The sequence below is a fragment of the Planctomyces sp. SH-PL14 genome, assembly GCF_001610835.1.
Lineage (GTDB): Bacteria > Planctomycetota > Planctomycetia > Planctomycetales > Planctomycetaceae > Planctomyces_A.
This window is the reverse complement of the sequence record NZ_CP011270.1, coordinates 5,541,214-5,554,315: the sequence shown is the minus strand read 5'-3', so window position 1 is coordinate 5,554,315 and position 13,102 is coordinate 5,541,214. Positions and strand designations below refer to the sequence as shown.

Annotated in this window: 6 protein-coding genes; 4 read left to right on the top strand and 2 right to left on the bottom strand. The window is 69.9% G+C overall.

Annotated elements, in window-relative coordinates:
* The first annotated feature begins 34 nt into the window (after nucleotides 1–34).
* Entirely contained in the window at nucleotides 35–6,091 is a 6,057-nt protein-coding gene (locus VT03_RS21245) for a WD40 repeat domain-containing serine/threonine protein kinase (RefSeq protein ID WP_075094848.1), read from the top strand.
* A gap of 258 nt (nucleotides 6,092–6,349) precedes the next feature.
* Here VT03_RS21245 and VT03_RS21240 read toward each other — a convergent pair whose 3' ends face one another.
* Together VT03_RS21240 and VT03_RS21235 are read right to left on the bottom strand one after the other, a co-directional pair.
* On the bottom strand, nucleotides 6,350–6,670 hold the full coding sequence (locus VT03_RS21240) for a hypothetical protein (protein WP_156514671.1): 321 nt from the start codon (nucleotides 6,668–6,670) through the stop codon (nucleotides 6,350–6,352).
* 109 nt (nucleotides 6,671–6,779) lie between these two features.
* Nucleotides 6,780–7,748, bottom strand: coding sequence for a hypothetical protein (locus VT03_RS21235; RefSeq protein ID WP_075094846.1), 969 nt, complete (start codon nucleotides 7,746–7,748; stop codon nucleotides 6,780–6,782).
* A gap of 699 nt (nucleotides 7,749–8,447) precedes the next feature.
* On the opposite strand from VT03_RS21235, the gene VT03_RS21230 reads away from it, so the two are divergent.
* The 3 genes from VT03_RS21230 to VT03_RS21220 are packed head-to-tail and all read left to right on the top strand — an operon-like array spanning nucleotide 8,448 to nucleotide 13,004.
* A complete protein-coding gene (locus VT03_RS21230) occupies nucleotides 8,448–9,140 on the top strand; it encodes a DotU family type IV/VI secretion system protein (RefSeq protein WP_075094845.1) in 693 nt (230 codons plus the stop codon).
* On the top strand, nucleotides 9,137–10,855 hold the full coding sequence (locus tag VT03_RS21225) for a type VI secretion protein IcmF/TssM N-terminal domain-containing protein (RefSeq protein WP_075094844.1): 1,719 nt from the start codon (nucleotides 9,137–9,139) through the stop codon (nucleotides 10,853–10,855). Before VT03_RS21230 ends, VT03_RS21225 begins: the two co-directional genes overlap by 4 nt.
* Nucleotides 10,842–13,004: a hypothetical protein gene (locus VT03_RS21220; RefSeq protein WP_075094843.1), complete on the top strand. Its 2,163-nt coding sequence runs from the start codon at nucleotides 10,842–10,844 to the stop codon at nucleotides 13,002–13,004. The genes VT03_RS21225 and VT03_RS21220 overlap by 14 nt, the downstream gene beginning before the upstream one ends.
* Nucleotides 13,005–13,102: the final 98 nt, after the last annotated feature.

Below are 13,102 nucleotides of genomic sequence, written 5' to 3'. Positions count from 1 at the left end.
CCTCGCCAGTCACTCCCGATCGCGTGACCGAATCATGACCACTCCATCCGACAAAGATCCGGCGCGTCAGGACGACGAGCAGAAGAAGAAGCTCAAGGGGACGCTGCACATTCCGGATCCGGTCAACCCGGTCCAGGGGACGTACGCCTTCGCCTCCGAGGTGTTCGAGTCGCAGATCGTCGACTTCACCGACCCGGCGCCGGTCGTCATCAACCCGACCAACCCGGAGCAGAAGGTCTTCGATCCATCGGAGTCCGATACCCCCGGGTCGCCCGTCTCGGAGCCGATGATCAACATCGCCGGCCTCGACAGCGACGACGACCTCCCGTACCGCAACCCGGAAGTCGGCCAGACCCTCGTCCCGCCGTCGGACTCGGTCCAGATCGACTCGGCGACGAACATCGACATGATCGACCGGAAGGCCCCGCCGGCCCCGGGCGCTCCTGCGGCCCCCGCCGCTCCGCCGGCCGCCGTGCTGGGCTCGGCCACGGTCCCCGGCGGCGCCCCGCCGGCCCCGGCGTTCCCGACCTTCGCGCCGACGGCCCCGCCCGCCGGCACCGGGTCGGATGACGACCTCATCAACTCGCGGACGGTCGTCTCGGATCCCGACCTCGACATCCTCAATTCCAAGACCCTCGTCTCCGGTCCCGTCGACGACCTCGAGGCGACGATCGCGGCCGACGCCTTCGCGGCGGTGGCGGACTCGTTCTCCCGGACCCTCGTGAGCCACCAGAGCCTGGCGGACCTGGGGCCCTCGACCTCGATCAATCCCCGCGACCTGCCGGAAGACGAGATCGACCACTGGAAGAAGATCACCGGCGCCAAGGCGGCGGACTTCGCCCTGCCGGACGAGGCCCAGCGCCGCTCCGCCTCGGTCGGGACCGAGACCCGCCTCAACGTCGGCGAGCGGACCATGCAGGCGATCGGCTCCGCGCCGGTCGTCGCCAGCGACTACCGCCTGGTCAAGGTCCTGGGCCAGGGGGGGATGGGGACGGTCTACGTCGCCGAGCAGCGGTCGCTCGACCGCAAGGTGGCGCTCAAGGTCATCAAGCCCCTGACCGACGCCGACCGGGAGCGGCTGCACAGCAGCGGCCGGCTGGCCAAGACTCTCAAGACCCGCCGCGACCAGTTCCTCTCGGAAGCGGTCGTGACCGGGCACCTGGACCACCCGAACATCGTCCCGATCTACGACGTCGCCCGCGGCTCGGACGACTCGCTGTTCTACTCGATGAAGATCGTCGAGGGGACGCCGTGGGTGAAGGACATCGCGGCCCGGACGCTCGAGTCCAACATCGAGATCCTGCTCAAGGTGGGGGACGCCGTGGCGTTCGCCCACTCCCGCGGCGTGATCCACCGCGACATCAAGCCTGAAAACGTCATGATCGGCGACTTCGGCGTCGTCATGCTCATGGACTGGGGGCTCGCGGTCCCGACGGCGACCTTCGCCAAGGCCGAGACGGTCCACCAGACGGCGAGCCTCGGCGGGTCCCCGGCCTACATGGCCCCGGAACTCGCGACCGGCCCGATCACCCGCATCGGCCCCGCGAGCGACATCTACCTGCTGGGGGCGGCCCTCTTCGAGATCGTCACCGGCTACCCGCCGCACACCGGCAACAACGCCACGGAGTGCCTGCGGAACGCGGCGCAGAACATCATCCTCCCGGTCAGCAAGAAGCATGAGGGGAACGAGCTGATCCAGATCGCCCGCAAGGCGATGGCGACGGAACCAGTCGACCGCTACGCCTCGGTCCAGCACTTCCAGGCGGCGGTCCGCGGCTACCTCTCCCACGCGGAGAGCATCAAGCTCGTCAACAAGGCCGAGAGCGACCTCGACGAGGCCAATGAGAGCGGGGACTACAACAAGTTCAACCGGGCGATCTTCAGCTACGAGGAAGCCCTCACCCTGTGGGCCGACAACGACGAGGCCCGCCAGGGGCTGATCCAGGCCCGGGTCCAGTACGCCGAGAAGGCGGGGAAGAAGGAAGACTTCGACCTCGGCCTCTCGCTCCTCGACGAAGGGCTCGACGCCCACCGTCCGGTCGCCAAGAAGCTGCGGCTCGGCCAGCAGGAGCGGAAGAGCCGCCAGTCCCGCATCGTCTGGCTCCGCCGGGCGTCGCTGGGGCTGCTGTTCGTCCTGATCGGGGGCGGGGCGCTCTCGGTCAAGCTCATCAACGACGCCGTCCAGGCAACCGCCCTGGCCGACAAGAAGACCGACGACGCCAAGAAGGCCCAGGAAGAGGCGGAGATCGCGACCGGGATCGCCCGGAAGGAAACCCAGCGGGCCGTCGACGACACCAAGCTGGCGGTCGAGCGGCAGAAGCAGGCCCTCGGGGAAGCGCAGAAGGCCGAAGAGACGGCCAAGCTCGCCGCCAACCAGGCGGCCCAGGCGCAGATGGACGCCGAGAAGGCCAAGACCGACCTCGTCCAGGCCAACAAGGACAAGATCAAGGCGGCTGAGGACACCAAGCTGGCCCAGGCCGAGACCATGAAGGCGACGATCGCCGCGGCCAAGGCGGCGGAAGACGCCAAGAAGGCGGACGCGGACGCGAAGAAGGCCGAGATGCTCGTCGTCGCGGCCACGAAGAACCTGGCCCAGGCCGAAGCGGCCCAGAAGAACGCCGAAATGGCAAAGGCGATGGCCGAGAAGGCCAAGGCCTCCGCCGAGCAGGCGACGATGCTCGCCACCCAGGAAAAGCAGAAGGCGGAAGAGCTCAAGAAGGAAGCCGAAAAGCAGGCCGAATCGTCCCGCCAGCTCGCCGCAGAAGAGCAGTACCTCACCAAGATCCAGAGCGTCCTCGCTCTCATCAAGCAGAACAACTTCGAGCGGGCCCGCGAGGTCCTCTCGGAGATCCGGGCCCAGGCGGATCGGGACCGCATCCCGCTCGGCTGGGAATACCAGCGGCTCCTGCGGGAAGTCCGGCCGACCACCTCGAGCGCCTCGCTCCCGAGCGGCACTCCCCGCTCCGTGCGGCTCTCGCCGGACGGACGGGCCGCCTACGTGGTCCTGCATGACGGCGAGGTCCGGCGGGCCGACGTCGACCCCTCGGGCCGCGTGGCGCTCGCCGCGCGTCCGGTCGCGACGGTCGCCGGCGCCTCGCTCGCCCTCCCGTCGCGGAGCGGCGCCCGCCTGGCGGTCGCCACGACCGAAGGACAGCTCCAGATCCGCGACGCCGCCGACGGCAAGCTCCTCGGCGAAGCCGCCATCACCAATGGAACGATCGCCGACGCGACCTTCCTGAGCGAGACGCTCCTGGCCGCCGGCTGTGCGGACCGCACGATCCGGCTCGTCGAGATCGGCGACTCGGGCGCCCCGCAGGTCGTCGCCACCGCCTGGCATCCGGACAAGGTGGTCGACCTTTCGAGCGTCACGAATGACAAGGGAACGATCGTCGCCGCCGCCTACGCCGGCCGCCGCACGGACGGCGTCAAGGTGTGGGCCCTCGACAAGGTCGAAGGACAGTACCGCCTCGTGACCCGCACCGACTTCCGGGCCCACGCCGCCCCGGTGACGAGCGTCGCCGTGTCGCCGGACGGGGACCGCATCGCCAGTGCCGACGAGACCGGCCGGATCTTCCTCTGGTCCCCCCGCGACCTGCGGGCGGTCAGCCAGGGAGACGCCGTCCGCTCCGCCGTCGCGGCCGCCTTCTCGAAGCGCGGTCCCGCCCAGGCGGACCGGGCCCAGGACGACTTCGTCGAGACCTACCAGGAACTCCACTCCGGCAAGGGAGAGAGCGACGCCGCCCGCCTCGGCGACGTCTCGGTGACCGACGCCGAGTCGGCCGCCCACTTCGTCACGGTCCGCTCGCTCGACTTCAGCGCGGACGGCCGCCAGCTCGTCAGCTCCGGCGACGACTTCCTCGTCAAGGTGTGGGACGTCGCGGCCCAGCGGGAACAGCATGTCCTCCGCGGCCACAGCTCGCCGGTCCTCGGCGCCGTGATCTCGCCCCTCGGACAGGGGGTCGTGGTCTCGATCGGCCAGGACCGCGAACTCCTCGGCTGGGAACTCTCCCGGGCCGGCGAAACGCTCAAGTTCACCGGTGCCGAGCAGAGCGCCGACGTCATCCGCCCGCACGCCAACGACGAGATCTTCTCGGTCCGGTTCGATGCCGCCGGGAAGCGGCTCGTCACCGCCAGCCGCGACCACACGTCGCGGATCGTCGAGCTCGAAGCGGGAACCAACCGCGCGGTCTCGGTCCTGGTCCTCGAGGACGAGCCCGCCCTCCGGGCCGGCGCGACCCTCGCGGAAGGGACCGACTTCTCGGTCTTCTCCATGGAGCGCCGCGGCGACTACCTGATCGTCGGCGGAGCGGACTCGATCGTCCGCGTCTGGAAGGACGTGGGGGCGGACGGCTGCCGCGAGATCTCGACGGCGGCCCGCACCGGAACGAACCTCCGCGGCTTCGCGGTGACCCGCGACGGCCAGTGGATGGTGACCGGCAGCAGCGACCCCGCGTCGCTCGCCAAGCTGTGGAAGATCACCGACGGCGAACTCCAGTTCGTCCGCGACTTCGCCGGCAAGGGGGCGGCCTCGGAGCGGATCACGTCGCTCGCGATCTCGAACGACGGGAAGAAGGTTTACGGCGGGACCGACAAGGGGGTCGTCTTCGTGTGGGACGCGGCGAGCGGAGAAATCACCGCCACCCTGACCCCCAGCAAGACCCCCGTCGTCCAGATCCGGACCCTGGCGAACGATGACCTCCTGATCGCCGCCGACGACGGCTCGCTGCGGAAGTACACCGGACCGACGCTCGCCGCCGGTGCCGGAGCCCAGGTCGACGGCTTCGTCGACGGCCTGGCGGTCTCGGACGACGACTCGGCCGCGGTCGTGATCGTCGTCCCGGCCCCCAAGCCGGGGAGCAAGGTCGCCGATCCGTCGGGCCTGGCGATCGTCGACCTCAAGACGATGGCGGTCCGCGTCCTCGCCACGCCGAAGACGGGCGAGCCCGGCTTCCGGGCGGTCCGTTTCGCGCCGGAATCGCTGACGTTCCACACCCTCCTCGAGCCGGCCGGCAACCAGCCCGCCTCGATCGCCACGTGGGAAGCGGGTTCGGACCGGGGCGCCAAGCTCGCCAAGGAGCGGGCCTTCCCCGTCGCCCTCCAGGCCCCCGTGGCGGTCCTCTCGGACAAGAGCGGGGACCTGTTTACGATCCACGGCCACGAGGTTTACCGCTGGGACGCCCAGAGCTTCTCGATGAAGCTGAGCTACCGGCCGCACTACCAGGTCCCGCAGGCCGCCTTCTCGGCGGACGGCGCGATCGTCGGGAACTGCAGCCAGTCGCTCAAGCTCTGGAACGCAAAGACCGGCAAGGCGATCGCCAAGCTGGAGACGGTCCACAAGGGCCCGACCTGGAGCCTCGACTTCTCGCCCAAGGCGACCGGCGCGGTGTACCACTTCGTCACCTCCGGCTCGGACGGCCTGATCAAGCAGTGGACCTGGGAAGCGGGAGCGGGTTTCAAGGAAGTCCGTTCGCTCGCCGGCCACAAGGGAGCGATCCGCTCGGTCATCTACTCGCCGGACGGGACGCAGATCCTCAGCACCGGCGATGACGGCACGGCCCGGCTGTGGTCGGTCGAGAACGGCCAGGAACTCCGCGTCCTGAGCCTGCCGAAGACCGAGCTCAACGGCGAAACGGTCCCCTTCGTGACGGGCCGCTTCTCGCCGGACGGCCAGTTCATTCTCGTCGCCGCGGACCGCAACGCCTACCTGTGGAGCGCGGACGCCGCCGCGAACGCCGCCCCGCTGCGTCGGCTCGTCGGCCACTCCCGCGAAGTCCAGGCGGTCGGGTTCCTCGGGACCGGCCCGACGATGCGTCTCGTGACCGGCAGCCGCGACCGCTCGCTCCGCGTCTGGGACCCGCGCCTCGGCCGCGTCGACACGATGGCGGGGATCGTCGATGCCCGCGAGCTCGTGGAAATGACCCGTCACGAAGAGGCGGTGACCGCCCTCGACGTCTCGCGGAAGGGGCTCCTCGTGAGCGTCGGCCGCGACGGCAACGTCAACCTCTGGCCGAGCGAACCGGACACCGACCCGCAGCGGGGCGACATGGTTCGGGGCGACGCCCCCGCGCGGACGACGATCGCCGCGCGGTAGTGGTGTGAAGAAGAGTTAAACACCAAGACACGAAGAAGGCACCAAGAACACGAAGAACGACGCCCGGCGATCGACCGCAATCGCCGGGCGTTTTCGTGCGCGGGGCGAGCGTTTAAGGCGGTTAAACACAAAGACACAAAGACGGCACCAAGAACACGAAGGGGCGACGGGCGGGAGGAACGTCGCCTGGTCTTCGCCTTCTGGCCCCCCCGGCGGATTCTTGAAACACAGAGAGCGCAGAGGCCACGGAGACGTTTCTTATCCGTGTGCATCTGTGTTCATCTGTGGCCCACTCCTTCCTTCGTCGAAGTCGGGTGGCGTGCGATGAGCGATGAGGCCTTGCCGGTGCCCGACCCAACCCGCCTCAACCCGGACCGCGTACCCCAGATAGACCGAGTCCTGCAGCCAGCCCAGCAGCTCAGGGACCGTCACGACCGAGTAGTCCGGGAGCAGAACCGGCACGTCGCGGCGGTCGCCGACGATGTCGTGCACGGCCTCCCAGGCATCCACCCAGCGCATCTCGATCTCGGCATTCGACGCCACGTCGCGGCCCTCGTTCATCGGAGATGCTGAGGGCACAGCGGGCTCGGAAGCCACCGCCGCGGCTCGGCTGGAGCCTCGCCCTCCCGGGCTTTGTGCACTTGGTGCCTTCTTTGTGTCTTGGTGTTTAACTCCCCGCCCGGCCCGGCTACCCGAACCGCTTGGAGTCGGTGATCTCGCGGCTCACGCTGTTGGCCGGGCCGAGCGGCGCCGTCGGGAGGCCCAGGTTCTGCCAGACGGGACGCGGCTGCGGGTCGGCGAACATCGACCAGGAGGCGGTCGAGTCGGGCAGGACCACCGCCGCCACGCCGCGGAAGGCGTCGGAGAGGACCGAGCTCGTCGCCCCCTCCAGCCGCTCCAGCAGCATCTCGTGCCGCGAGAGCAGGAAGGCGCTCGACGCCAGGTGCGTCATGAAGTGGTCCGGCTCGCGGGAGGAGAGGACGCACGTGACGCACCCGGACGGCCAGAGCCGCGCGGCGAGCGCCACCCGGTCGACCGGGTCCATGGGCGTCACGACCCGCAGGTTCGCCACCAGGACGTCGTCCGGCCGGGTCATGTCGTGCGGGAACTCGCGGTAGGCGGCCAGCCCGGGCTTCTCTTCCTCGGCCGCCAGGTCCCCGTTCACCAGGAGGTACAGGATCATCCGGCGGGCCAGGATCGGCAGCAGGGCCCGGATCGGGAACCGCGCGGCGTCGGCCCGGTAGCAGACGAGGCCGGAATGGCACCGCCGCATCTCGTAGGGAAAGTTTGGGATCGTCGCGCTCGAGCGGGGGCCCTTGGTCCAGATCAGGGGGACGCTGATCCGGCGGTCGTTCCCGGCAAGTGGCACGGAGACCAGGAACTCCGTGTTCCCGACCTGGAGGATGTCGCCGTCCTTGAGCGTGTGGGTCAGGACCGGCTGGCCGTTGACGAGGAAGCGGTGCCGGTCGGAGGGGGACTTGGCGTCGCACCCGCGGGTGCCGCATTTGAGGACGAGGCCCACGTCCGGCATGGTGCGGTCGTCCGGGAAGGCGAAGTCCGCCCACTCGGTCCGGCCGATCTTGAGCTCCTGCCCGTCCGCCAGCCAGGTGCGGTGTCCCGAACGCGGCCCGTTTCTCACCTCGAGGACAATTCTCATCGGCAGTCAGACTCAGTCTGGAACGCGGGGGAAGTGCGGAAGTGAGGGGGCCGGCAGGCGACCGCCATTCTTGCAGATCGGCGGACGTCTGGGCATCCCGATTCGTCCGCTTCCGGGGCGGGAGAGTGGACGGGCGAAGGGGCAGAGGGGGATTTCGTGGCCGATCAATCCTTCCCCCGGTAGAGGAACGGCGGTCTCGGCCCGCCTCTCTCCTCTTCTCTGTGTCCTCCGTGCCTCTGTGTTTCCGAATTCGTCCGGAAGAAGGAAACACAGAGGCACAGAGATCACGGGGAAGGGAACGCGACCCGGCGCGCCGACTGGAGGGCGACAACCATGTCGCCAGACATCCGTGGACCGGACACAACCCGTTTTCCACGGTTTCCGACGGTCGGGCCTCCGGCGGACGGGGAGCCCGGGGAACGACACCGGCCCCCTGTCCCCCTCGCCAGGGCCCCGGCCGGGCCCCGGGGAACGGACGCCGCCGGGCACGCCGGGAAATGCTCTCCGCCGAAAAATCGTCGGCTGACACCCCCGTCACACCCGGTTAGACTGGCAACGCAACCCCGGAGAAATCCCTTCCCCGGACGTCGCGGGCTACCACCTCGTCCACACGAGTTCCGCCCGCATCCCCACGTCCGCGGACGCCGACCGGGTACGACAGACAAGGGCAGCGGGCGACGCGGCCACCGAAAGAGACCCATGACTCCCCGTTTTGCAAAGGCGGTCGATCCCCTCTTCCTCCGGGCCATCCGGATGCTCGAACGCATCGAGCAGGGTGCCCAGCTCGACATCTTCGAGGAGCGCGCCGGACTCATCACCGCCTTCCAGGGGGCCGAGACCGCCCTCGCCAACAACGAGGACTGGAAGCTCGCCAAGTACGCCATCGCGGCCTGGATCGACGAGGTCATGAACTTCGCCGCCGCCGCCGACTGGGAACAGCACCCCCTCGAGTACGAGTTCTTCGGCACCACCGAGGCCCCCTCCGTCTTCTTCCAGAAGGCCGAGCAGGCCCAGAAGTTCTCCCTCAAGGACGGGCTCGAAGCCTACTACATCTGCGTCGTCCTGGGCTTCCGCGGCGTCTACCGCAACGACCCCGGCGACGGCTCGACCCTCAAGCAGTACAGCCTCCCCTCCGACATCAAGGTCTGGGCCCGGCAGGTCCGGAGCGGCCTGGCCCTCCGCCAGGGCCGCCCGCCGATCCCCGTGAAGCCCGAGCCGGGCGAGACCGCGCGGCCCCTGCGGAGCAAGTACCAGTTCCTGGCCAACGGACTGACGACGCTCGTCCTGCTGCTGGTCCTCGCCACCCTCGGCTGGTCCTACGCCGCCGGCAAGCCCGGGAAGTCCGGCCCGCCGCCCGAGCCGGACGCCGAGGCGAAGGCGGATGCCGAATGAGGGAACCGCTGGCCATCATCGATCGGCTCACGGCGCCGGCGGCGTGGATGGCCTCCCGGTTCCTGGGCTTTTTTGCCACCCCCCGGCGGGTGCTGGGGATGACCCTCCCGGCGCGGGTCGCGCTGTTCCTGGCTCTCTTTGGAATCCTCTCGGTCGCGGCGGCGGTCGCGCTGCTCCGGCCCGGCGGACTCGCTCCGGACTCGCCTGCCTGGCGCGATCCGCGGCTCGCGGCGGTGCTGGTCGCGGTCGCCGGGGTCCTGCCGTTCGTCGGCTACCACCTCGCCCGCCGCTGGGCCGAAGGGGACGCCCCGCGGTTCCGCGATATCGAGCAGGCGTTCCGCTCCGGAGTGGCGACGCTCGAGCAGAAGGGGATCCGCCTGGCCGAGACTCCGCTCTTTCTCGTGACGGGGCTCGAGCACGAGGTCGCGCTGAAGGCGCTGATCCAGTCGGCGGACATCAAGTTTGACGTCGCCCCCGCGGCCGACGCCCCCCCGGCCCCCCTCTACTGGTACGCCAACCGGGACGCCGTCTTCCTGTGCCTGACGGACGTTTCGCTCGTCGGGCAGATCACCCGGACCCTCTCCCCCCCGGCGAGCGCCGACTCGGTCCGCCGCGCCGCGGGCCGCCTCTCGAAGACGATCGCCGTCCCCGGCGGAGACATCGGCCAGTACCTGGCGTCACCCCCCACGCCGGTCCCCGCGATGGCGGGCGGTGCCGGCCGGGGAACGATGCACTTCCCCGAGGCCGACGCGGTCCGGGCGGCGACGCGGTCGCTCGCCGTCATGGACCAGATCTCGTTCGCCGCTCCGCCGCCGGAGCTCGAAGAGGCGGACATCGCCCTCATGGAGGATCGGGTCCGCGCGCTGTGCCATCTCCTGCGGCTCGCCCGCCAGCCGCACGTCCCGGTGAACGGCATCATCAGCATCCTGCCGTTCCGGGCCTTCGGCGGCGCGGGGAACCCGATGCCCGAGAAGATCCGGCAGGCGGTCGCGAGCGACCTGACTCTTCTGCGGGACGGCCTTCAGCTCCGCTGCCCGGTAACGGCCCTCGTGGGGGGGATGGAGACGGAGTCGGGGTTCCGCGAACTCGTGCGGCGGCTCGGGCGGGACGCCGTCAAAGCCCATCGCTTCGGCAAGGGGAACGACCTGTGGACGCAGCCCCAGCCGGAGCTCGTCGAGGCGGTCGTCCGTCATGCCTGCGGGGCGTTCGAGGACTGGACGTACCATCTCTTCACGCAGTCGGACGGGCTGATGAAGCCCGGCAATCCCAAGCTCTATGCCCTGCTCTGCCGGATGCGGTCCGAGCTCCAGGAGCAGCTGACCGCCGTCCTCTCGGACGGGTACGGCAGCACGGACGACCCCGAGGCGCTGCTGTTCGGCGGGCTGTACTTTGCGGCGACGGGGGTCGAGGACGACCGGCAGGCGTTCGTGAAGAGCGTCTTCTACAAGGTCATGGAGCAGGAGGATGAGCTGAGCTGGACCTACGAGGCGATCCAGGCGGACTCCCGCTACCACATGGGCCGGACGGCCCTGGCGGTCCTCAACACGGTCCTGCTCGTCGCCGTGCTGGCCCTGTGCTTCATGCGGCTTACGGATGCGGGGACGGTGAACGCCGTCCGGAGCTGGCTGGCTCCGAAGAGCGCCGCGGTCGAGAGCCCGGCCGAGGGATCGATTGTCTCCGGCGATCGCGCGAGGGGCTTCGATGGCCGCCTCTGACCGCAAGCGCTGGAAGGCTCCCGAAGGGCCCCCGCTCACGGGCGGGCGGCTGGTGGCCGATCGCCTCCTGATGGGGTTGGTCGCGTGCGTCGTGGCGGCCGCGCTGGCGACGCCGTTCCTCAAGAGCGGTCCCGCCCCGGTGGCCGATGTTCCCGGCCGTTCGCTCCACATCGTCTGGATCGCGGCCCCCAACGACCGGATCGACCTCCCTTTCCTGCCGTACGCGAACGCCAGCCGGTCCGCCCTGCAGGGGATCGCTGACGGGCAGTCCGAGGCGGACGGCTCCGAGTCCACGGACCTTCATCCCCCGCTGCGGGTCACGCCGATTCCCGCCGCCACGGAAGCGCAGGTCCGCAGCGGGCTGCGGGAGGCGCTCTCCGGGCATGCTCCCGGCGACAGTCTGCTGGTCTACGTCCGCACGCACCTCGTCCCCGGCCTCAGCGTTCCCTCGCTGGTCTGCGGTGACGCGCGGCTGAACCCGACTCCTTCGGGAGACGGGGCCGCTGCCGACGCCAAGGCGGGGGCGAAGTGGAAGGGGGTTGTTCCGATTGCGGACCTTGTCCGCCAGATGGATGCCGCCCCCGCGCAGTGCCGCCTGCTCGTCCTCGAGCCGGGAGCGCTTCCGCTGGAGCCGGGCCTCGGCGTCTATCTCGACGACTACCTTGCCGGCCTCGCGGCTCCAGGCCGCGTCGATCCTTCGGTGGCCGCCGAAGAGAGTACGGCCGCTCCGCCCGCAAGCGCGGAAGCGGAAGCGGGTCCTGCGGCCGGCGGACCGACGACGATCCTGGTCTCACGGCCTCCGCACGGCGGAGAGTTCCTGCGGCCCGACCTGTCGGCGACGCGGTTCTTTGCCGCCGTCCGGGGGACGCTCGCCGCCCCGGCCTCCGCGGACAGGAACAAGGACCAGACGCTGTCGCTCGGCGAGTTCCGCACCGCCCTCTCCGGGGGGGCCGCGCCCGACCGGCCGATCGCGATCCGCGGCGGGCGTCTCGTCAGTGCGGAGAATCCGGCCCCCGATGGAGACCCGCTCCTGTCGATCGCCGCGGAGAAGGCCGAGCCGATGTCTGCGGAGTCGAAGCCGTCGCCCCCCGTGAAGGACGGCGTCACGCCGCAGAAGGCGCTGCTGGAGTCGATCCGCAGGAGCCGCACCCGGCTGACGGCGCTGATGAGTCCGCCTGAGGAGCCGGGGCGGTGGCCGCTGCTTTCCGCGCCGCGGCGGCTGCTCTCGGTGGCGGCGCTCCTGGCGCGGACGGAGGAGCAGGTGCTGTTCGAGCCGCACTCCTCGGCGGAGCTGACCGATATCGAGATCGGGCTGCAGAAGGTGGGGCGCGACCTGGATGCGATCGAGATGGAGTCGAAGCCGATCGAGTCCGCGGCGGGGATGAGCCGCGACCTGTGGCAGGCGTGGGCCGAGTTCGAGCGGTCGCGGCCGATGCTCATCGACGCCGTGCGGCTGCATGACCGGATCGGGCATCTGCCGCGGATGGAGTGGTTGTCTCCGGCGATCCAGCAGTGGGCGACCGCCCTGAAGAATGACGCCGCGCAGTTCGAGGCTCCCGGGAAGCCGGCCGAGGGAGCGAAGGCGGGTCCGCGGGTCCGGCGGATCTCGTTGCAGGGGCCGGATGTGAAGGGTCGGCTGGTCGAGCGGCCGCTGGCGGACCTTGTCTCCGAGATCGCGGGGCGGCTGGGGACCGCTCCCAGCGCGACCGTGGACGACATTGCGATTCTTCAGGGGCTGCTGCAGTCCGACCTGCTGACGGTCGAGCAGCGGATGCGGTTGATGGAGGGGCTGGTCGCACTGGAGGACGCGGCGGCCGCGACTTCGAGTTCGCCGGCTCCGGAGACGAAGGCTTCGCGGATCGAGGTTCCGGACTTTGCCCTGCACCCGCTGGCGAAGCGGCGGTTTGATCTCCACCGGTTGCTGATTCTGCACTTTCTGGGCGAGGGGGCGATTGGCGAGCGGGAGCTGTTGATTGATGATGTGGCGATGCAGCTGGAGCGGGCGAGCCGTGGGCCGGTGCTGCATAAGGGGTCGGATGCGGGGTATCTGGGTGCGGTGTATCGGGCGATGCTGGAGATTCCGGTGGCGGTGGATGAGCCGATGTATGTGGTGCCCGTCCCGCCAACGACAACTCCGCCCGCCGAGTAACGTGTCCTTGCCGGCGCAGCTCCCATAGCTCAATCCCAACGTGCTACGGCAGCCGGGGTCAAGGGGGTCACCCCTTGCCGCCGGAGGCACTCCTGTGA

Coding starts and splice junctions, on each gene's coding strand:
- VT03_RS21220 (WP_075094843.1), top strand. CDS start 10,842: ATGGCCGCCTCTGACCGCAAGCGCTGGAAGGCTCCCGAAGGGCCCCCG.
- VT03_RS21235 (WP_075094846.1), bottom strand. CDS start 7,748: ATGAGAATTGTCCTCGAGGTGAGAAACGGGCCGCGTTCGGGACACCGC.
- VT03_RS21230 (WP_075094845.1), top strand. CDS start 8,448: ATGACTCCCCGTTTTGCAAAGGCGGTCGATCCCCTCTTCCTCCGGGCC.
- VT03_RS21225 (WP_075094844.1), top strand. CDS start 9,137: ATGAGGGAACCGCTGGCCATCATCGATCGGCTCACGGCGCCGGCGGCG.
- VT03_RS21245 (WP_075094848.1), top strand. CDS start 35: ATGACCACTCCATCCGACAAAGATCCGGCGCGTCAGGACGACGAGCAG.